We start from the raw sequence: 21,870 nt of genomic DNA, 5'->3' as shown, positions 1-21,870 counted from the left end.
TATAATTTTATGAATACAACCCATCACACACATTCATGCGTACATGATACCGTCTCTTCCGTAGGAGCGAACAATTTCGGGATGAACGACCGTATCAAACGTCTGCGCCGGCAGACCTTCGAGGCCCAACCTTCCCTCTCCATCGAGCGGGCCTTGATCGAGACCCGTTTCTATCAGGAGAATTACGGGAAGTATCCGATCCCTATCCTGCGTGCCCTGAACTTCCTTGAGATCTGCAAGCGGAAGACGATCTATATCGGCGAGGACGAGTTGATCGTTGGCGAGCGGGGGCCCCGCCCCAAAGCCGTGCCTACCTTCCCGGAACTTACCTGCCATAGCGTGGAGGACTTGCATATATTGAATACCCGGGAGCTGCAACGTTACACCATCAGTCAAGAAGATATCGATACCTACGAGCGGGAGGTGATCCCGTACTGGAAAGGCCGTACCCAGCGGGAACGCATCTTCAGCCACGTCCCCAAGGAATGGAAAGAGGCGTACGAGGTGGGTATGTTCACCGAGTTCATGGAGCAACGTGCCCCCGGGCATACCGCTTTGGACGGCAAGGTCTACCAATATGGCCTGCTGGACTTGAAGAAACGTATCGAGGGGGAACTAAGCGCCTTGGATTTCATGAACGACCCCGAGGCCACGGACAAGCAGGAGGAACTGACGGCCATGTCTATCTCCTGCGACGCCGCTATCCTGCTGGCCGAGCGACACGCGGACTTGGCTGACGAGATGTCTCTCACCGAGAAAGATCCCCGCCGTGCCGCCGAGCTGAGGAAGATCGCCGAGGTATGCCGCCGGGTTCCCGCCCACGCTCCCCGTACCTATTGGGAAGCGATCCAGATGTACTGGTTTGTCCACCTCGGTACGATCACGGAGCTGAATGGTTGGGATGCCATGAACCCCGGTCATTTCGACCAGCATCTGGCGCCTTTCTACGAGAAAGAAATCGCCGCCGGAACCTTGACCCGTGACGAGGCGAAAGAGTTGATGTCTTGCTTCTTCATCAAGGTAAACAATCATACCGCCCCGCCGAAAGTGGGTATCACGGCGAAGGAGAGCGGAACCTATAACGATTTCACGAACCTGAACATCGGCGGCATCCGGGCGGACGGTAGCGATGGCGTAAGCGAGGTCTCCTATATCATGTTGGAGACGATCGAGGAGCTGCATATCCTCCAGCCCGGCAGCGCCATCCACGTCAGTGCCCGTACGCCGGAGCGTTTCCTTCGTGCCGGGTGCAAGGTGATCCGCCAAGGCCATGGCTACCCGTCGGTATTCAACCCGGATGTGTACGTGCAGGAGTTGATGCGGCAAGGCAAGTCGCTGCGTGACGCCCGCGAGGGAGGTTGCAGCGGTTGCATCGAGGTGGGCGCTTTCGGGAAGGAGGCGTACGTGTTGACCGGTTATCTGAACGTGCCGAAGATATTGGAGGTGACGCTGCATAACGGCGTAGATCCGGTAAGCGGTCGCAAGGTCGGTCTGGAGACCGGCGATCCCCGTGGTTTCCGGACGTATGAGGAGCTTTACGCGGCATTCATGCGCCAGATCCATTATTTCGTGGACATGAAGGTGCGGGTCAGCAACTATATCGACCGCATGTTCGCCAAGTACGCCCCCGCCACGTTCCTCTCCCTGTTCATCGACGATTGTATCGCGAAGGGTAAGGATTACTACAATTGCGGGCCTCGTTACAACACCACTTATATCCAGTGTACCGGATTAGGCACGATAACCGATAGCCTTTCCGCTTTACGGAAACACGTCTTCGAGGATAAGACCTTCACGATGCAGGCCTTGTTGGATGCGATGGCGGATAATTTCGAGGGACATGAGCCAATGCGCCAAATGATCCTGAACCGTACGCCTTTCTTTGGCAACGATGATCCGTACGCCGACCAGATCGCCGTCCGTGTCTTCGACGATTTATATGACGCGATCGAGGGCAAGCCGAATACGAAAGGGGAGTGTTTCCATTTGAATATGTTATCCACCACTTGCCACGTCTACTTCGGCAAGGTGATGGGAGCCACCCCGAACGGCCGCTTGGCCGGGCGCGCCATCTCCGACGGTACCTCGCCCTCGCACGGAGCCGATACCCACGGGCCGTCCGCCGTTGTCAAGTCCCTCGGCAAGCTGGATCAGGTGAAGAGCGGCGGCACGCTGCTGAACCAACGCTTCCTGCCCAGCCTGCTCCAGAGGGAGGAGGATATCTCGAAGCTGGCCTCCTTGATCCGTAGCTACTTTGCCTTGGGTGGCCATCATATCCAATTCAATATCGTGGATACGGAAACGCTTTACGCCGCCCAGAAGTGTCCGGAGGACTACCGGGATCTGCTGGTCCGTGTAGCGGGCTATAGCGACTATTTCAACGATATGAACGCCGATTTGCAAGCGGACGTGATCGCACGTACGGAGCAAGAGACTTTCTAGGCCATGCTGTTATTCGATATCAAACGATACGCCATAAACGACGGGCCGGGCATTCGTGTCACGATCTTCATGAAAGGATGCCCGCTTGCCTGCGTATGGTGCCATAACCCGGAAGGCATCTCGCCCCGGGCGGAGAAGCTGTATACGAGAAAGAAGTGCATAGGTTGCGGGACCTGCGTGAATGCCTGCCCCGTCGGGGCGTTGACCTTGACGCAAGCGGGCATCGTCACGGATCGCTCTCTGTGCCGGACATGCGGTAGATGCGCCGAGGTTTGTCCCACCTTGGCGATGGAGATGTCCGGCCGTGAGTATTCTATCGACGAGGTCATGCGTGAGATCGAGAAAGAGACGGTCTTTATGGATCGCTCCGAGGGAGGCGTTACCTTCTGCGGGGGAGAGCCGTTGTCGCATCCATCGGATTTGGTTGCCCTGCTGGATCGTTGCGGAGCGTTGGGAATCCATCGTGCGGTGGATACGACCTTGTTCGCCTCGCCGGATACCGTCCGGAGCGTAATGGAGCGCACGGATCTTTTTCTGGTGGATTTAAAGCATATGGATTCCGGTAGCCATCGTCGTTTCACGGGTGTCCCGAACGAGCGTATCCTCTCCAATCTTCGGATGATCGCCGAGGCCGGCATAGACTTCCTCATCCGTATCCCGTTGATCGAGGGCGTCAATGCGGACGAGGAAAATATATCCCGTTCTGCCACCTTCCTAGCCTCCTTGCCGTGGGAGCGGAAAGTCGTTAATCTCCTCCCGTACCACGACATCGGAAAAGGTAAGCACGATAAGCGAGGAACCCTCTACAATCCCGGGCACCTTCCGCTATCCACCCCTTCCGAAGCAGTCCTGCAAAGGTGTATCGATCAATTCGCCTCTTGCGGGATAACTGCGTTGATCGGAGGATAGTTCTCTTTGGGAACTATTCTTCTTTCAATAATTGGTTGATTGTATGAATGAATAATTCGGCTTGCGGATATAAGTTATCCAACATTTCCTTATCACAATAAACAAAATCGTCATAATCTCCACTATGTCTTTTCTCAAATAAAGTCGAGAATATTTTCCCGATTTTTATAGGAAGCTTTCCGGTAGAGATAAAATGTAATCCAAGCATAGTCTTAACTCCATTATGTGTTTGTGGTTGGTGATCATATTTTAATAGCAGGGAAACCGCTGCGTAATAGCATGCATAATAGAGGCGATTAACAGCAGCATTATAGAAAGACTCACGCATCATCACTTGAGCTTCTTTCAATGTCTCATAAGCACGTTGGATTCGATAGTTAATCAATGCGTTCTTACTTTCTTCATCTAGGATCTCTTTCATAATATAATACCTTCGTTTATAACATTAATATAGAAAGGAGTTTTAAAGGGACGGTTTTCCCAGAGTTTTCTTAACATGACGATGGGGCTGATATTTACGCCAGTCTTTAGTTCCAGCTCATACAAGGGTAAAGTAATTTCTTCCTCTCGTTCCAAAGTCATTTTCTCTCCGTCTATCAAGATGAGTAAGTCGATATCGCTATCAATCCGAGCGTCTCCACGTGCTTCCGAACCGAATAAGATAGTTTGTGCCGTGGGAGCTATCCGGCGCATGATATCTTTTATCTGATCTATAATTTCTGTTCGTTTCATTTTATCTTTTCATTAAATGACTTCTGTCGTGAGACAAAGATAATTATTTTTCTGATTATTACCATTTCTTCCGATACTCCGTAGGCGATATCCCGACGTGTTGCTTGAAGTATTTACCGAAGAAGGATTGGTTGGCGAAGTTTAGCCGGTCTGATATCTCTTGGATGGAAAGGGTGGAGGAGGATAATAACGCCTTCGCCTCCAAGACAACGTAATTATCGATCCATTCCCCGGCCGTACGGTTGCTGACGTTCTTTACCAAAAGAGATAAATATTTGGGAGTCACACATAATTTCCCGGCGTAGAAAGCTACCGATCGTTCCTGCTTATGATGTAAGGCGAGCGTTTGTATGAACGCCGCGAACAACTCCTCTTGCCGGCTCTTCTTCACCTCGATCGGCATATGATTCTTAAACATGCCGTAAACCTCGTGGAATACCGCCAACAATAAGCTCTGGGCAATCTCTTTCCGGTAAGGATGCCCTTTCGCTTTCACTTTCTTCCAGAGAAAAGAATGATATTCCTTGATACAACCTATCTCCTCGGCATTCAACTCAGTGACCGGATGCTCCTTGATGTAGAAGAACGCCGGCAAGGTATTCTGTATATGAGGAATGATCTCCTCCATGAAATTCTTGGAGATGACGATGAAGATCCCGGCCACGTCCTCGCTACGTTCCACGTGTTGGATGATCTGATCAGGCAAGGACAATACGAGATGGTTTTCCCCTACGACATATTCCTCCATATTGATCCGTATACGCATGAAGCCTTTCGTACAAAGCGCGAATACGACGGCGTCTATTCGCATCGGATGGTCGAGCGAGGGAATATCGTCGATGTTATCGAATATGGCGAAATCCTCGTCGATAAAGTCTATGCCGGGTACGTTCTCGATAAGAGAGATACAAGCTTGAGGTAGATCTGTTACGTTCATAATTTATTCTTGTTTGGGCGATAAAATTAGTGAAATAATAGAATAATCCAATTGAAATGTGTCAAATAGGACAATTTGGTTGCAAAACGGAACTTCTTTGGAGTGGATAAACTCATCATCTTCGCGGTATAATAAATCATAGGATATGAAAAGGATGAAAGGCATTGTTTATGGAGGATTATTATCCGTCGTGTTCGTGATGTCCGGATGCTCGGGCAGTCAAAAAGAGGGACGGGATAGCAAAGAGATCCCGGTGGAGATCGTGAAGGTAGCGAAGACCGTTCCGGCGGATACAAGGAATTACGTGGGAACGGTAGAGGAGGTCGTATCCTCCTCGATTAGTTTTCAGGTGATGGGTAATGTAGAGCGAGTATTGGTGGGCGAGGGGCAGAAGGTCCGTGAGGGCCAACTACTAGCGGTGTTAGACAAGGCGACGCTGGAAAACGCCTATAACGCCTCGGCCGCTTCCTTGCGACAAGCGGAGGACGCCTATGCCCGCATGAGAACCTTGCACGAGAATAAGAGCCTGCCGGATATGAAATGGGTAGAGGTGGAGAGCAAATTGGAACAGGCCCGTTCCATGGAGCGAATCTCGAGGAAAAACCTTGAGGACCGGAACCTGTATGCCCCGTTCGGCGGCGTTATCGGCAAGCGCATGGTTGAGGCGGGAGAGAACGTGCAGCCCGGGCAACCGGTTTTCTCCTTGTTAAGGATAGAGACGGTAAACGTGAAGATCGCCGTTCCGGAGAATGAGGTCGCCACGCTCGGCGATCAAGCCGCTATGATAAAGGTAGCCGCTCTGGGCGGACAATGTTTTGAGGGGAAAGTGACGGAGAAAGGTATCGTGGCCAACCCTATCTCCCATACTTACGAGGCGAAGATCCGGCTGGAGAACCCGTCCGGCGCTTTGTTGCCCGGCATGGTTTGCGATGTACGCCTGTCGGGAGAGGAATCCGTGCCGGCTATCGCCTTGCCGAACAACGCCGTGCTGATAGCGAACGACGGGGGGCGTTTCGTCTGGAAGGTCGTAGACGGAGAGGCGAAAGCTACGCCCGTACGGACGGGCGACTTGACGGAGCAGGGCTTGTTTATTCTGGAAGGGTTGAACGAGGGGGATATCGTCGTGATAGGCGGTTACCAGAAAATCAGTGAGGGCATGAGAGTGCGTGCGTTATGAGAGAACGTAAAAACGGAGTGATCGAATGGACCATGCGTCATTACCAGATCACGTTGCTGGTGATTACCGTGCTGGTCGGGTTGGGTATTTGGGGTTTGGTGGACATGCCGAAACAGGAATTCCCGGAGTTCACCATCCGCCAAGGCGTGGTCGTGGGTGTTTACCCCGGGGCGACTTCCGGAGAGGTGGAGGAGCAGTTGGCCAAGCCTTTGGAGAGATACCTGTTTACCTTCAAGGAGGTAAAGAAGAAAAAGACGTACTCCATGTCAAGGGATGGAATGGTGTACGTGATGGTGGAGCTGAACGACGACGTGAACAATAAAGACGAGGTCTGGTCGAAGATCAAGCTCGGCTTGCAGAACTTCAAGTCGCAACTGCCCTCGGGCGTACTCGCCGTCATCGCGAATGATGATTTCGGCGATACTTCCGCCTTATTGATCACCTTGGAATCGGAAGACAAGACCTACCGGGAATTGCAGCGATACATGGAGACGCTGGAAGACCGCCTGCGCCGGATCGAGTCCGTATCCAACCTGCGCCGTTACGGGGTACAAAACGAGCAGATCTCGGTCTACTTGGATCCAGACAAGCTAGCCGCTTACGGCCTAGATACCCGTATGCTGATGACAACCTTGTTCACCCAAGGCTTTACCACCGCCTCCGGCTCCTTGGAGAATGGCGGCTTGGACATTCCCATCCACCTTTCCGTGACCTATCCCTCGGAGCGGGAGGTAGGCGAGCAGATCCTGCTGGCCGATGCCGACGGGCATATGATCCGCTTGAAAGACGTGGCCCGTATCGTGCGGGAATATCCCGAGCCGGATAGCTATATAACGAACAACGGCAAGAAAGCGATCATCCTTTCCATGGAGATGCGTGAGGGCCATAATATCGTACGATACGGAAAGGAGGTAGACGAGGTATTGCACGCTTTCGAGCGGGATCTTCCCGAGAGTGTCTCGATCCGCCGGATCGCCGACCAGCCGAAGGTGGTGGGAGACTCGGTAAGTTCCTTCGTGCGGGATTTGTTTGTGTCCATCGTGGTCGTGATCTTGGTGATGATGGTACTCTTCCCTTTCCGCTCGGCATTGGTTGCGGCTACTTCCATCCCGATCAGTGTCTTTATCTCGATCGGTGTCATGTACGCTTGCGGCATCCCGCTGAATACGGTGACGCTGGCCGCCTTGATCGTGGTATTGGGCATGATCGTGGATAACTCCATCATCGTGATAGACGCCTATCTGGAATATCTGGACAAGGGCTATTCCCGTTGGTACGCCGCCGTCTATAGCGCCAAGAACTATTTCAGCTCGATTTTGTTGGCTACGCTGTGTATTTGCGTGATCTTTTTCCCGTTGCTTTTCACGATGACGGGGCAGATGTTGGATTTCGTGACCTTCTTCCCTTGGACGCTTTCCATCTCCCTCATGGTGTCGCTGGCGGTGGCGATGGTCTTTATCCCGCTGCTGGAGCGGGTCTTGATCAAGAAGGGATTGAAGTCCGGGCGGGAGAATAAGGGAAAGAAGAGGTTCAATCTGCTGGATACCGTACAGGCCGTCTATACGAGGGCGCTGACGTGGACTTTCCGTTTCCCGAAAGCCACGATCGGTCTAGGCATCCTGACGGTTGCCTTGGCGATCCTGATGATCACTCAACTGAGCCAGCGTATGATGCCGATAGCCGACCGGGATCAGTTCGCCGTCGAGATCTATCTCCCGCAGGGAACCTCGCTGGACCGTACCGCCGCCGTGAGCGATAGTCTCTATAAGCTGTTGTCGGAAGATGAGCGCATCCTGTCCGTCACCTCCTTTATCGGAACTTCCTCGCCCCGTTTCCAAGCTACCTACGCCCCGAACTTGGCCGGGAAGAATTACGCCCAGTTCATTGTCAACACCGCCTCGGTAGAGGCCACCCGTAGCGTGTTGGATGATTATACGGACCGCTACGCCGATTATTTCCCCGACGCTTACGTGAAGTTCAAGCAACTGGATTACCAAAACGTATCCTCTCCTTTAGAGGTCCGTTTCATGGGAGACGATATCGCCCGGTTGAAGCAGGCCGGGGATTCCTTGATGGCCGTGTTGCGTGAGATGGACGGCTTGGTCTGGGTACACACCAATTATGAGGAGGCCTTACCCGACGTACGGGTTCGATTGGACCCAGTGGAAGCCTCCCGCCTCGGGATCACGAAGGCGATGGCCTCGGCCGATCTGGCGATCCGTTACGACGGCCTCTCGGTTGGCTCCCTCTGGGAAGGCGATTACGCTTTGCCGATCCAGCTGAGATCCGATAAGAAAGGGGAGGGTGACGCGTTCGATAAGGTCGGCGACCAGTATCTTCCCACCATCGTCCCCGGCGTGAGCGTCCCGCTCCGGCAAGTCTCCACGATCGAGGGAGGCTGGAATGAGGGGCAGATCGTCCGTCGCAACGGCGTGCGTACCTTGAGCGTCTTCGCCGAGGTAACCCGGGGGACCAACCAGAACGCTATGCAGAAACGGATCGAGCGAGTCATGGAAAGCCGTATTATCCCGACCTTGCCCGAGGGCGTGACGTACGAGTACGGTGGAGCCAAGGAGCTGGATTTCGAGACGATGAACCCGCTGATGCAGGGCTTGGCGATCGCCGTGATCATTGTTTTCTTCTTCCTGTTGGTCAATTTCAAGAAGATCGGCTTGGCGTTGGCGGCCCTGTCCTCGTTGCTGCTCACCTTGTTCGGGGCGGCGCTGGGCTTGTGGGCGTTCCATATCGATTTCAGCTTGACGTGCGTCTTGGGCGTTATCAGCTTGATTGGTATCGTGGTGCGAAACGCTATCTTGATATTCGAGCATGCGCAAGACTTGCGGCTTCATAAGCATTATAGCCCGAGGGATGCCGCCTTCGACGCCGGCCGGCGACGCATGCTCCCGATCTTCCTGACCTCGGCTACAACGGCCGTGGGCGTGGTTCCCATGATCATCAGCGGCAGTTCCCTTTGGATGCCGATGGGTGTGGTGATCTGCTCGGGAACGGTCTTCTCGATGATCTTGGCGGTCATCATCCTGCCTGTTTTCTATTGGAAGATATTCGGGAATAAATGAATGATACGGATGTGGATTAGGATATAATATAGGAATGAATATATGCGGAAAAAAGAGATGATAAAAAGATGGATATATGGCATCGTCGGTTCCCTCGTCTTATGCGTGGGGACCGTGAGCGCCCAGCGGACATTATCGCTGGAAGAATGCCGGGAAATGGCTTTGGAGAATAACGCGAAGATGAAGAACGCCCGTTTGGACGTAGAAGAGGCGAGGGAAGGAAAAAAGGAGGCCTTTACGAAATACTTCCCGAATGTCAGTGCCGTGGGAACGGCATTCAAGGCGAACCACGGGATGATGGATATGAGCGTGATACCGGGCCTTCTCGAGTTGTCGATGATGGATGACGGCTTGCTGGGTGGGGTGACCGCTATCCAGCCCGTGTTCGCCGGCGGACAGATCGTGAACGGCAATAAGCTGGCCGACTTGGCGCTCGAGGTGAGCCGTTACCAGATGCGCCAATCCGAGGATGAGGTAGCCCTGACGGTGGAGCGGTATTACTGGCAATGGATCTCCCTTCACGAGAAATTAAGGACGATCGAGATCGTGGAATCCTTGGTGGGGAGTCTTTATAAGGATGTGGAGGTAGCGGTCGGCGCCGGCGTGACGACTCGTAATGACCTACTGCAAGTCCAGTTGAAAAAGAACGGCGTGGCGAGCGACCGCCTGCGGGTGGAGAACGGCTTGCGCCTTTCCAAGATGGTGCTGGCTCAATATATCGGTATCGGGGAAGATGATTTCGAGATCGATTTCACGCTGCCCGCCGAGGTGCCCTCCCCGGAGCTTTACCGGGTGAGCCATGAGGAGGCGCTCCCTACGACACTCTCTTATAAATTGCTGGAGAAGAACGTGGAGGCCGCCCGTCTTCAACAAAAGCTGAAGGTTGGGCAATACTTGCCCACCGTGGGGATCGGAGCCGGGTATATGTATCACAACTTACTGGATAAGGACCGTCCGTTCGGCATGGTTTTCGCTACCGTAGCGATTCCGATCAGTGATTGGTGGGGCGGCTCGCACGCCATCCGGAAGCAAAAGCTTCAGGTGAAGGCGGCCGAGTATTCCCGCCAAAACGCCAATGAGCTTCTGTTGGTGCAAATGCGGAAGCTTTGGAACGAGCTGGAGGAGTCTTATAAGCAAGTCAAGCTCTCGGAGGAGTCCATAGCGACGGCCGAGGAGAATGTCCGCCTTAATACGGACTATTATAAGGCGGGCACGGTAACGCTGAGCGATCTTCTGGACGCCCAATCGCTCCTCCAGCAAAGCCGTGACCAGTATACGGGTGATTATACGGCTTATTTGATCAAACGTACGGAATATTTACAGGCGACAGGGCGTTAATTTATTTTTTTTTCCATATATTTGCTTATTAACAAATAATAAAACGAGAAGTGATGATGAGCTACGCCAATTATCTTTACATAGCGATCCGTGCCGCGGTAGACGCAGGCAAGTCGATCATGGATATTTATAACGACCCCGAATCAGACTTCGGGATAGAGAGAAAAGCAGACAACTCGCCGTTGACAAAGGCGGATAAGGCGGCCCATCGATTGATAACAAACGCTTTGTCCGTTACCCCGTTTCCGGTCTTAAGCGAGGAAGGAAAGGAGATCCCGTTCAAGGAGCGCTCCAAATGGGAGACGCTGTGGATCGTGGACCCGCTGGACGGTACCAAAGAGTTTATCAAGAAAAACGGCGAGTTTACCGTGAATATCGCCTTGGTGGAGAAGGGTGTGCCCGTGTTGGGCGTCATTTATGTGCCCGTCCGGAAGGAGTTGTATTTCGCCTCCTCCTCTGTGGGTGCTTATAAGTTTACGGGAATCGATAGCAGTAGCCAGCCCTCGATGGACGAGATGAAGCAGCGGGCGATACATTTGCCGATAGCGCTGGCGCATCAAGGAGTCGTGGTAGTGGCGTCCCGGTCTCACCAAACGGAGGAGACCACCGCTTTCATCGATAATCTCCGCAAGCAGGGAAAGCCCGTTACGTTGATCAGTAGCGGCAGCAGCCTGAAGATTTGTCTGGTAGCGGAAGGCTCGGCCGATATCTATCCCCGTTTCGCCCCGACGATGGAGTGGGATACCGCCGCCGGCCACGCCATCGCCAAGTCTGCCGGTTGCGACATATATCATATCGACGGCAAGACCCCGCTTCGCTATAACAAGGAAGATTTGCATAATCCGTGGTTTATCGTGAAGTGAGGGGGATGTGTATTTTAAGTTATTGTCAGCGGTGGGAGACGGAGCATGCTCCGTCTCTACAAGCCGTACAATGCATTCTTGTTTATTTGGTTATGAACGAAATTTAGAAGACTACCTTGTAAGAATATAAGTTGGCCCAGAATCAATCATTATTGGTCTATATCCCATATAATCCTAAAAATAGGTTAGCGAAAGGAGTGCGCACTTGAGTATTCTTATTATTTTTGCGCTCTTAAAAGTAAATACATGAATTTTGATATAGTGTTTGTGTTGCTGGCCCTGATCGGCATGATCGCAGCCTTGGTATGGGATAAGATGCGGCCGGGAATGGTTCTTCTGACAGTGGTCGTGTTTTTTCTCTGCGTAGGCATTCTTACTCCCAAGGAGATGCTGGAGGGCTTTAGCAATAAAGGGATGATAACCGTAGCCATGCTCTTCCTTGTCAGTGAGGGAGTGCGGCAGAGCGGGGCTTTAGGCCAATTGATCAAGAAACTGCTTCCCGAGGGGAAGACCACCGTCTTCAAGGCGCAGGCGAGGATGCTCCCGCCCGTGGCTTTCGTGTCGGCGTTCCTGAATAATACGCCGGTGGTGGTTATTTTTGCCCCGATCATCAAGCGATGGGCGGAGGCGGTGAGGCTTCCGGCCACGAAATTCTTGATCCCTCTCTCGTATGTCACGATATTGGGCGGTATATGTACCTTGATCGGTACTTCTACGAATCTGGTGGTGCACGGCATGATTCTGGAGGCGGGATATGAGGGCTTTACGATGTTTGAGCTGGGGAAAGTCGGTATTTTTATCGCTATCGCCGGTATTTTATATTTGTTCGCTTTCTCGAATAAACTGCTTCCGGACTCGAGGACGGATACGGTATCCGAAGACGGGGAGGATGAGAATCCCGGGAATTTCCACCGGGTGGAGGCCGTGCTGGGCGCACGCTTCCCGGGTATCAACAAGACCTTGGGAGAGTTTAACTTTACCCGCCATTACGGGGCGATCGTGAAAGAGGTGAAAAGCGGCGGACAGCGTTTTACCCGTAATCTGGATACGGTGGTATTGCATGAGGGCGATACCTTGGTGTTGTGGGCGGACGATTCTTTTATCCCTACATGGGGTGAGTCTAGTGTCTTCTTGATGTTGGCGAATGGTAATGAGGCAACGGAGCCGGTATCGAAGAAGAAACGTTGGCTGGCTTTAGGACTGTTGATCTTTATGATTACGGGGGCGACGGTAGGAGAGTTGCCAGTCGTGAAAGAGGCCGTTCCAAGTATGCGCTTGGATATGTTCTTCTTTGTCTGTATTACGACAATCATCATGGCGTGGACGAAGCTTTTCCCGCCTAAAAAATACACGAAATACATTTCTTGGGATATCTTGATAACGATCGCTTGCGCTTTCGCTATCAGCAAGGCCATGGAGAATTCCGGCTTTGCCTCCATGATAGCCCGCCATATAATCGGTATGGCCGACAATTTGGGGCCGTATGCGTTGCTGGCGATTCTATTTATTATTACCAATATATTTACGGAGTTGATCACGAATAACGCTGCGGCGGCATTGAGCTTCCCGATCGCTTTGTCGGTAGCTACGCAATTAGGCGTTGATCCGACCCCATTCTTTGTCGTGATCTGTATGGCGGCGTCGGCTAGTTTCAGTACGCCGATCGGCTACCAGACCAACCTGATCGTACAAGGCGTGGGAGGCTATAAGTTCACGGATTTCGTGAAGGTGGGCTTGCCCTTGAACTTGATCACGTTCTTGATCTCCGTGTTTGTAATACCTATGATATGGAAGTTTTAGAAAATAATATCTATCCGATTTTCGACCGTATGCTGGGTCGTGAGGATAAAGAGGCGCTTTTGGGGCAAAGGGGCGTGATGGTGTGGTTCACGGGTTTGAGTGGCTCGGGGAAAAGCACGATCGCTATCGCTTTGGAGCGTGAGTTGCATAAACGGGGATTGCTTTGCCGCATCCTCGACGGGGATAATATCCGTAGTGGTATCAACAATAATCTCGGGTTCTCGCCGGAGGACCGGGTGGAGAATATACGCCGGATCGCCGAGGTGGGTAAACTGTTTGTCGATACGGGTGTTATAACCATAGCGGCTTTTATCAGCCCGAACAATGAGTTGAGAGAGATGGCGTCCGCTATCATCGGTAAAGCGGATTTCTTGGAGGTTTACGTAAGTACGCCGCTCGCCGAGTGCGAACGCCGTGACGTGAAAGGCCTGTATGCCAAGGCCCGGAAAGGCGAGATCAAGGAGTTTACCGGGGTTTCCGCCCCGTTCGAGGCACCGGAGCGTCCGGACCTGTCCTTGGATACCTCCGTATTGAGCGTGGAGCAATCCGTGAACCGGTTGTTGGAGTTGATCGTACCGAAAGTAGAAATTAAACACTGAAAAAAGATATGTCTGATTACAAGTTAAGTCATTTACAGGAGCTGGAGGCCGAGTCTATCCACATCATCCGTGAGGTAGCCGCCGAGTTCGAGAATCCTGTTATGCTTTATTCCATCGGGAAGGATTCTTCCGTGATGGTCCGTCTGGCCGAGAAGGCTTTCGCTCCGGGTAAGGTTCCTTTCCCGTTGATGCACATCGATTCGAAATGGAAGTTTAAGGAGATGATAGAGTTCCGTGATTCTTACGCGAGGAAATTCGGCTGGAACTTGATCGTGGAGTCTAATATGGAGGCTTTCCACGCGGGCGTGGGCCCGTTCACGCATGGAAGCAAGGTGCATACGGACTTGATGAAGACGCAGGCTTTGCTTCATGCCTTGGATAAATATAAGTTCGACGCCGCTTTCGGCGGCGCCCGTCGTGACGAGGAGAAGAGCCGTGCGAAGGAACGTATCTTCTCGTTCCGCGATAAGTTCCATCAATGGGACCCGAAGAACCAGCGCCCGGAGTTGTGGGATATCTATAACGCCCGTGTGCATAAGGGCGAGAGCATCCGTGTATTTCCGCTATCGAACTGGACGGAGCTGGATATCTGGCAATATATCCGTCTGGAGAATATCCCGATCGTTCCCCTGTATTTCGCCAAGGAGCGTCCGTGCGTGGAGATCGACGGTAATTTGATCATGGCGGACGACGACCGCTTGCCGGAGCAATACCGGGACCAGATCCGTATGCGTATGGTCCGTTTCCGTACGTTGGGCTGCTGGCCGCTGACCGGCGCCGTGGAGAGCGAGGCGGATACGATCGAGAAAATCGTGGAGGAGATGATGACCACGACGAAGAGCGAGCGTACGACCCGTGTGATCGACTTCGATCAAGACGCTAGTATGGAGCAGAAGAAACGGGAAGGGTATTTTTAACACAGAAGAGACATGGCAGATACAAAATTAAATATAAAGGAATTCCTAGATAAGGACGAGCAGAAGGACCTGCTGAGATTCTTGACCGCCGGCTCGGTGGATGATGGCAAATCGACCTTGATAGGCCGATTGCTGTTTGATAGTAAGAAAATATACGAGGATCAGTTGGATGCCTTGGAGCGTGACAGCAAGCGTATGGGCAACGCCGGCGAGCATATCGACTACGCTTTGTTGCTGGATGGCTTGAAGGCCGAGCGTGAGCAAGGTATCACGATCGATGTGGCTTACCGTTATTTCAGCACGAACAACCGTAAGTTCATCATCGCCGACACCCCGGGGCACGAGCAGTACACCCGGAATATGATCACGGGTGGTTCCACGGCGAATCTGGCGATCATCTTGGTGGATGCCCGCACGGGCGTGATCACGCAAACTTGCCGTCACACCTATCTGGTATCTTTGCTGGGGATCAAGCATGTGGTACTGGCCGTGAATAAGATGGACTTGGTGGACTTCGACAAGGATACGTTCGACCGGATCGTGGCGGATTATAAACGTTTCGTGGAGCCGCTGGATATCCCGGATATCACGTATATCCCCTTATCGGCCTTGGATGGCGATAACGTGGTGGAGAAGAGTGATCGTACGCCTTGGTACGAGGGTACGTCTTTATTGGATTATCTGGAGAACGTGCCTATCGACTTGGATCGTAACTACGAGGACTTCCGTTATCCGGTGCAATACGTGTTGCGCCCGAATCTGGATTTCCGTGGGTTTAGCGGCAAGGTGGCTAGCGGTATCGTGCGTAAGGGAGATACGGTGATGGCGTTGCCTTCCGGGAAGACCTCGAAGGTAAAGAGCATCGTCACCTACGAGGGTGAGTTGGAGCAGGCTTTCCCGCCTCAATGTATTACGATCACCTTGGAGGACGAGATCGATATCTCCCGTGGGGAGATGCTGGTGCACCCGGATAACTTGCCGATCCGCGACCGTAATTTCGAGGCCATGCTGGTGTGGATGGATGAGGAAGCCATGGACGTGAACAAGCAGTTCTACATCAAGCAGACCACTCATACGACACGTGCCCGTGTGGATAGTATCCGCTATAAGGTGAACGTGAACACGATGGAGCAGTCTTCCGTGGATCATCTGGAGCTGAACGAGATCGGCCGTGTGGTATTTACTACCGGCAAGGAGTTGTTCTTCGATCCGTATAGGAGGAATAAGCAGACCGGCTCGTTTATCTTGATCGATCCGATTACGAATAATACGTCCGCCGTGGGTATGATCATCGACCGTGTGGACGCTAAAGATATGGTGACGGAAGACGCTTTGGCTACCTTGAACCTCCCGGAGATGGGAATCGGAGAGGAGCATTATGAGGCGATCCGTAAGGTTTGTGAGGAGTTGGGCCGGCAGGGCGTATCTGTGAAATGTATAACGGAAAAACGATAGGATATGGGATTGTTGGAGTTTGATAAGCTACCGATCAATACGTTGGTCGGGGCGGATTGGGATACGTTCAGGAAGGTGACGGCCCGGCAGCAGATAGACAAGGGCTTTAAGGGTAAGTATCGCCTTACGACCGGTGTTTGCCGCCTGTTGAGCGCCTTGAAGCCGATCGAGGATAGCCGGTTCAAGAAATTGGCCGATAAGCCGCTCGAGATGGACCCCTTGTTTATCTTGGGGCATTGGCGGAGTGGTACGACTTTTGTTCATAACATCTTCGCCTGCGATAAGCATTTCGGTTATACCACGACGTACCAGACGGTATTCCCGCACCTGATGCTCTGGGGGCAGCCTTTCTTCAAGAAGAACATGGCTTTCTTGATGCCGGATAAGCGTCCGACCGATAATATGGAGTTGAAGGTGGATCTTCCGCAAGAGGAGGAGTTCGCCTTGTCGAACATGATGCCTTATACATATTATAATTTCTGGTTCTTCCCGAAACGCTGGATGGAGTATTGCGATCGTTACTTATTGTTTAACGATATCACGGAGGAGGAGCGGCGGATCTTCATGGATACTTTCATGCGTCTGGTTAAGGTTTCCCTCTGGAATACGAACGGTACGCAGTATTTGAGCAAGAACCCACCGCATACGGGGCGTGTGAAGACATTGCTGGAGATGTTCCCGAACGCTAAGTTCATCTACTTGAAGCGAAATCCGTATACGGTATTCGAGAGTACCCGCAGTTTCTTTACGAATACGATCCAGCCATTGCGTTTGCAGGATATCACGAACGAGCAGATCGAGGCGAACTTCATCGAGGTATATCGCCGTCTTTTCTACAAGTACGAGGAAGAGAAGCACCTGATACCGGAAGGCAATCTGGTGGAAGTGAAGTTCGAGGATTTCGAGAAAGACGCTTTCGCCATGACGGAAAATATTTACGGGTCATTAAACTTACCCGGCTTTAAGGAGTCTAAGGCGGATATAGAGAAGTATCTGGGCAAGAAGAAGGGCTACAAGAAGAACCAATACAAGTACGAGGATCGTACGGTCCGGCTCGTAGAGGAAAATTGGGGCATGGCCTTGAAGGAATGGGGCTATAGCTTATAAATAAAAGGGTTAGATAGGTATTAAATTGATAGAGGGATGGGTTTGAGTTTAAGAAAGAAAGCGTTATTTTTGGCAATCGCTTGTATGCCTTTGTCCGTGGTTCTCGCGGACGGGGATGGGGTGACATCGGAGAATGTGGTGCCCTTCGCTTATGGAGACATGGATAATTGGATTGTCCGTGAGATTCATGAGTCTGGCATTATCGGGGGAAATACGAAATGGCTTTATGAGCTGGGGCCCTCGGATACGATTGTCGGTAATACGGCGTTTCGTAATATGGGCGGTTCTCCGTGGGCTACTTCCAACGTGATGGCGAAAGTGGCGGGAGTGGTGAAAACCAATACGTCTGTTTTCCCGGAGAAACGGGGGGATGGGATGTGCGCCCGCATGGAGACCCGTTATGAGAGCGTGAAGGTTTTCGGTTTGGTGGATATCGAGGTGATCGCCGCCGGCTCCGTTTTCTTGGGTACGGTGCATGAGCCGATCAAGGGAACAAAAAACCCTCAAGCGATGTTACAATCAGGAGTGCCTTTCTCCAAGAAGCCGAAAGCGTTGCGGTTTGATTATAAGGTGAAAGCCGCTCCCGAGAAGAATCGGGTACGTAGTACGGGGTTCAGCCGTAAGAGTACGGTGGCCGGGCAGGATTCCTTGGCGGTGATCTTGTTGTTGCAGAAACGATGGGAAGACGCGGAAGGGAATGTTTATTCCAAGCGGGTCGGTACGATGGTGCAACGCTATACGGAATCTACCCCTGATTGGGTAAATGACGCTACTTACCCGATCCTTTATGGAAATATAACATCCAAACCCGAATATAAACCGTATATGCGTATACAAGTAGAGGAACGTTATACGTTAAATAGTAAAGGAAAAAGCGTTCCTATCCAAGAGGTAGGCTGGGCGGAGCCGGGCGAGGCACCTACGCATATGGTGTTGCAGTTCACCTCCAGCCACGGAGGGGCCTATATCGGCTCTCCGGGAAATACGTTTTGGATAGACAACGTAGAATTAATATACTAATATGGTCGAAGCAAAGATAAAAGCCCTGCGTGATGAGCTGGAGCGGCATAATTATAATTATTATGTGCTTTCGGCACCGACAATATCAGACTTTGAGTTTGATAAGATGATGAAAGAGTTGCAGGAACTGGAGGCGGCGCATCCCGAGTTCGCCGATCCGGATTCCCCGACCCGGAGGGTGGGGAGCGACCTCTCGAAAGAGTTTGAGCAAGTGGTACATAAATATCCGATGCTTTCGTTGGGTAATACGTACTCCGAGGATGAGATCCGAGATTTTTATGATCGTACGGTCCGCTCCTTGAATGAGCCTTTCGAGATTGTGGCGGAGCTTAAATATGATGGCACTTCTATCTCTTTGACCTATGAGAAAGGACGCTTGACGCGTGCCGTGACCCGTGGCGACGGCACTCGTGGTGATGACGTGACGGCGAATATCAAGACCATCCGTTCGGTTCCATTAAGACTCCGGGGTTCTGATTTTCCGGAGGAGTTCGAGATCCGTGGCGAGGTATTGCTGCCTTGGGCGGAGTTCGATCGCTTGAATAAGGAGCGGGAGGAGCAGGAGGAACCCTTGTTCGCCAATCCTCGCAACGCCGCTTCCGGTACGTTGAAACAGCAGAATCCGGCTATCGTGGCCTCCCGTAAGCTGGATGCTTATTTCTATTATTTATTGGGTGAGAACCTGCCGGCCGAAGGGCATTATGAGAATTTGCAGGCGGCTCGCGCATGGGGTTTTAAGATTCCGGACGTGATCCGTAAATGCCAGAGCCTACAGGATATATTCGATTATATCGCTTATTGGGATGTGGAACGTAAGAACCTGCCCGTGGCGACGGATGGAATCGTGTTGAAGGTAAACTCGCTTCGTCAGCAGAGGAACTTAGGTTTTACGTCGAAAAGCCCTCGCTGGGCGATCGCTTATAAGTTTCAGGCGGAGCGTGCCGAGACTCGCTTGAACTCGGTCTCTTTCCAAGTGGGACGGACGGGGACGGTCACTCCGGTGGCGAACCTCGAGCCCGTATTGTTGGCGGGGACGGTGGTGAAGCGGGCTTCCTTGCATAACGCCGATATTATCGAGGGGCTTGACTTGCATATCGGCGACCAAGTGTATGTGGAGAAAGGCGGGGAGATCATCCCGAAGATCGTGGGAGTGAACGTGGAGGCTCGTTCGATGCTGATGGGGGATAAGGTCCGCTTTATCCGTGTGTGTCCGGAGTGCGGGACTCCTTTGGTGCGTCCGGAGGGAGAGGCGGCACATTACTGTCCGAACGAGTCGGGCTGTCCTCCTCAGATCAAGGGGCGTATAGAGCATTTCGTGACCCGGAAGGCGATGAATATCAATATAGGCCCGGAAACGGTGGAGGATTTGTACAACGCCGGTTATGTAAAAGACTCGGCGGACTTATATACGTTGACGGTTGCCGATTTATTGCGTCTGGAACGGTGGGCGGAGAAGAGCGCCCAGAATCTGATGTCGAGTCTGGAGGAATCCAAGCAAGTTCCTTTTGAGAGGGTCTTGTTCGGTCTGGGGATTCGTTTCGTGGGAGAGACGGTCGCTAAACGCTTGGTCTCGGCTTTCCACTCGATCGAGGCATTGGAGCAGGCGTCTTTAGAGGATTTGGTAGCCGTGGACGAGATCGGCGAGCGGATCGCCCAGAGTGTATTGAGTTATTTCTCGGACGAGAAGAACCGTACGTTGGTGAACCGATTAAAGGAACAGGGCTTGCGGATGACGGTTTCCGAAGAGCAATTGGCGAACCGTTCCGAGAAGTTGAAAGGATTGACGATCGTGATCAGCGGGACATTTTCCAAGCATTCACGTGACGAGTATAAGGCGATGATTGAGCAACATGGCGGCAAGAATAGCGGCTCCGTCTCGGGGAAGACCGATTATATCCTTGCCGGCGAGAATATGGGACCGGCCAAGCTGGAGAAAGCGGCGAAGCTGGGTGTGAAGATTATCAACGAGGATGCGTTCTTAAATATGCTGGAATAAATGTTTACGAATTATTTTATCAAGAAGAAGATACAGGCTTTAGTGTCGGATGCCGGGGGGCGTCCGCATCGTTCCCTTTCCTTGGATGAGGCACGTTCGCTTTTGGTCTTGTATAATATAGAGGATCACGAGGACGTCATGAGGGCCTTGGAGCCTTTGCGCAAGGCGAAGAAGGACATCAAGACGTGTGTATATGTGCCGTCCGGAGGAGCGGATATTCCTTTCGATGATTCCAATATTCCTGTACATATAAAGAACGATCTCAACGCGTGGGGATTCCCTTCCGATAGTGTCTTGAAAAAGGTGGGCGCTCTCAAGGCGGATATCTTGATCGATATCACCCGGCCGGGTTGTTATGCCTTGCAATACATCGCTCTCCGGCATCCATCCGCCTTCAAGGTCGGGATTAAGTATCCGGGCCAAGAATGGTACGACTTAGGCTTGACTGTAACAGATAAGGACGATATTCAGTATTTATTCGGACAGATATTATTTTATTTGCGTTCCATCCGTGCTAAATGATATAATTTCCTTATTTTTGCAGTGCTAAATAACAAAAAGGAATATTTTCCCCATGGCAGACATAAATTTAAAAGGAATGGGTGTGGCGTTGATCACGCCATTCAAGGAAGATGAGAGTGTAGATTACGAGGCGTTAGGCAAGCTGGTGGATTATCAGGTGCAGAACGGTACGGATTATTTGGTAGTGCTGGGAACTACAGCGGAAACCCCTACACTTACGGAAGAAGAAAAGAAAAACATTATAAGCTTGGTAGTGACTCGTGTACGGGGCCGTATCCCTATCGTATTAGGCGTGGGAGGTAATTGTACACGGTCGGTTGTCGAGAAATTGAAGACCGATAATTTCGAGGGTATCGACGCTATCCTCTCGGTCGTACCTTATTATAATAAGCCTTCCCAAGAAGGGATTTACCAGCATTACAAGGCGATCGCCAACGCTACTCATTTACCGATCGTACTCTATAACGTACCGGGGCGTACGGGTGTGAACATGACGGCCGAGACTACGCTTCGTATCGCCCGTGAGTTCGATAACGTGATCGCCGTGAAAGAGGCTTCCGGCAATATCACCCAGATGGATGATATCATCAAGAACAAGCCGGCCCGTTTCAACGTGATCTCCGGTGACGATGGTATTACTTTCCCTTTAATGACATTAGGTGCGGTGGGAGTGATCTCCGTGATCGGTAACGCCTTCCCTCGTGAGTTTAGCCGTATGGTACGTCTGGCCTTGGCGGGTGATTATGATAGCGCACGTACGATCCATCACAGCTTCACGGAGCTGTTCAGCCTGTTGTTCGTGGATGGAAATCCTGCCGGAGCGAAGAGTATGCTGAATATGATGGGCTTTATCGAGAATAAGCTTCGTTTGCCTTTGGTTCCTACACGTATCGTCACGTATGAGAAGATCCGTGAGGTGTTGCGACAGTTGAGCATTAAGTGCTGATCCGCTTTTAACGGCAACGATTCTTATTATTTA

Annotated in this window: 18 protein-coding genes; 15 read left to right on the top strand and 3 right to left on the bottom strand. The window is 51.9% G+C overall.

The window, feature by feature from the left end; genetic code table 11:
* The first annotated feature begins 9 nt into the window (after positions 1-9).
* Positions 10-2,442, top strand: coding sequence for a trans-4-hydroxy-L-proline dehydratase (hypD, locus tag DWX84_RS06345; RefSeq protein WP_121960853.1), 2,433 nt, complete (start codon positions 10-12; stop codon positions 2,440-2,442).
* 3 nt (positions 2,443-2,445) lie between these two features.
* Positions 2,446-3,351, top strand: a complete 906-nt coding sequence (locus DWX84_RS06340; protein ID WP_121960735.1) for a glycyl-radical enzyme activating protein — start codon at positions 2,446-2,448, stop codon at positions 3,349-3,351.
* A 13-nt stretch (positions 3,352-3,364) separates the two neighbouring features.
* On the opposite strand, the gene DWX84_RS06335 is transcribed toward DWX84_RS06340, so the two are convergent.
* Genes DWX84_RS06335 through DWX84_RS06325 form a run of 3 tightly spaced genes read right to left on the bottom strand, consistent with a single transcriptional unit; the run spans position 3,365 to position 5,020 of the window.
* Positions 3,365-3,772, bottom strand: a complete 408-nt coding sequence (locus DWX84_RS06335; protein WP_005862800.1) for a HEPN domain-containing protein — start codon at positions 3,770-3,772, stop codon at positions 3,365-3,367.
* Positions 3,769-4,083: a nucleotidyltransferase domain-containing protein gene (locus DWX84_RS06330; RefSeq protein WP_005862799.1), complete on the bottom strand. Its 315-nt coding sequence runs from the start codon at positions 4,081-4,083 to the stop codon at positions 3,769-3,771. Before DWX84_RS06330 ends, DWX84_RS06335 begins: the two co-directional genes overlap by 4 nt.
* Before the next feature lie 58 nt (positions 4,084-4,141).
* Positions 4,142-5,020 carry an AraC family transcriptional regulator gene (locus tag DWX84_RS06325; RefSeq protein WP_005862798.1) on the bottom strand — a complete coding sequence of 293 codons (879 nt, stop codon included), beginning with the start codon at positions 5,018-5,020 and terminating at the stop codon, positions 4,142-4,144.
* Positions 5,021-5,165: 145 nt separating this feature from the next.
* On the opposite strand from DWX84_RS06325, the gene DWX84_RS06320 reads away from it, so the two are divergent.
* The 13 genes from DWX84_RS06320 to dapA all read left to right on the top strand — a co-directional run bounded on the left by DWX84_RS06320 (position 5,166) and on the right by dapA (position 21,837).
* A complete protein-coding gene (locus tag DWX84_RS06320; protein WP_008779760.1) occupies positions 5,166-6,197 on the top strand; it encodes an efflux RND transporter periplasmic adaptor subunit in 1,032 nt (343 codons plus the stop codon).
* Positions 6,194-9,274, top strand: a complete 3,081-nt coding sequence (locus DWX84_RS06315) for an efflux RND transporter permease subunit (protein WP_121960734.1) — start codon at positions 6,194-6,196, stop codon at positions 9,272-9,274. The genes DWX84_RS06320 and DWX84_RS06315 overlap by 4 nt, the downstream gene beginning before the upstream one ends.
* Before the next feature lie 42 nt (positions 9,275-9,316).
* The gene (locus DWX84_RS06310) at positions 9,317-10,612 is read left to right on the top strand and encodes a TolC family protein (protein WP_008772350.1); all 1,296 of its coding nucleotides are present in this window, start codon (positions 9,317-9,319) and stop codon (positions 10,610-10,612) included.
* 53 nt (positions 10,613-10,665) lie between these two features.
* Complete coding sequence (gene cysQ, locus DWX84_RS06305) at positions 10,666-11,475, top strand: 3'(2'),5'-bisphosphate nucleotidase CysQ (RefSeq protein ID WP_121960733.1); 810 nt, start codon at positions 10,666-10,668, stop codon at positions 11,473-11,475.
* Between the two features lie 246 nt (positions 11,476-11,721).
* Positions 11,722-13,275, top strand: a complete 1,554-nt coding sequence (locus DWX84_RS06300) for an SLC13 family permease (RefSeq protein WP_036643784.1) — start codon at positions 11,722-11,724, stop codon at positions 13,273-13,275.
* The gene (gene cysC / locus DWX84_RS06295; protein ID WP_005857434.1) at positions 13,263-13,874 is read left to right on the top strand and encodes an adenylyl-sulfate kinase; all 612 of its coding nucleotides are present in this window, start codon (positions 13,263-13,265) and stop codon (positions 13,872-13,874) included. Before DWX84_RS06300 ends, cysC begins: the two co-directional genes overlap by 13 nt.
* Before the next feature lie 8 nt (positions 13,875-13,882).
* Positions 13,883-14,791, top strand: a complete 909-nt coding sequence (cysD, locus tag DWX84_RS06290; protein WP_048928417.1) for a sulfate adenylyltransferase subunit CysD — start codon at positions 13,883-13,885, stop codon at positions 14,789-14,791.
* 12 nt (positions 14,792-14,803) lie between these two features.
* Complete coding sequence (gene cysN / locus DWX84_RS06285) at positions 14,804-16,246, top strand: sulfate adenylyltransferase subunit CysN (protein WP_005857430.1); 1,443 nt, start codon at positions 14,804-14,806, stop codon at positions 16,244-16,246.
* Positions 16,247-16,249: 3 nt separating this feature from the next.
* Positions 16,250-17,353 (top strand): sulfotransferase, encoded by a 1,104-nt coding sequence (locus tag DWX84_RS06280; RefSeq protein WP_005857428.1) that lies wholly within the window; start codon positions 16,250-16,252, stop codon positions 17,351-17,353.
* A gap of 36 nt (positions 17,354-17,389) precedes the next feature.
* Positions 17,390-18,373 carry a PCMD domain-containing protein gene (locus DWX84_RS06275; RefSeq protein WP_008772341.1) on the top strand — a complete coding sequence of 328 codons (984 nt, stop codon included), beginning with the start codon at positions 17,390-17,392 and terminating at the stop codon, positions 18,371-18,373.
* A gap of 1 nt (position 18,374) precedes the next feature.
* A complete protein-coding gene (gene ligA / locus DWX84_RS06270) occupies positions 18,375-20,369 on the top strand; it encodes an NAD-dependent DNA ligase LigA (protein WP_121960731.1) in 1,995 nt (664 codons plus the stop codon).
* A complete protein-coding gene (locus DWX84_RS06265) occupies positions 20,370-20,891 on the top strand; it encodes a hypothetical protein (protein ID WP_036612725.1) in 522 nt (173 codons plus the stop codon).
* A 52-nt stretch (positions 20,892-20,943) separates the two neighbouring features.
* Positions 20,944-21,837 carry a 4-hydroxy-tetrahydrodipicolinate synthase gene (gene dapA / locus DWX84_RS06260; protein WP_005857419.1) on the top strand — a complete coding sequence of 298 codons (894 nt, stop codon included), beginning with the start codon at positions 20,944-20,946 and terminating at the stop codon, positions 21,835-21,837.
* Positions 21,838-21,870 lie beyond the last annotated feature (33 nt).

It is taken from the genome of Parabacteroides sp. AF21-43, from assembly GCF_003635435.1.
Taxonomy (GTDB): domain Bacteria; phylum Bacteroidota; class Bacteroidia; order Bacteroidales; family Tannerellaceae; genus Parabacteroides; species Parabacteroides distasonis.
Note: the sequence above shows the minus strand (reverse complement) of the source record. Positions and strands in the feature narration are given on the sequence as shown.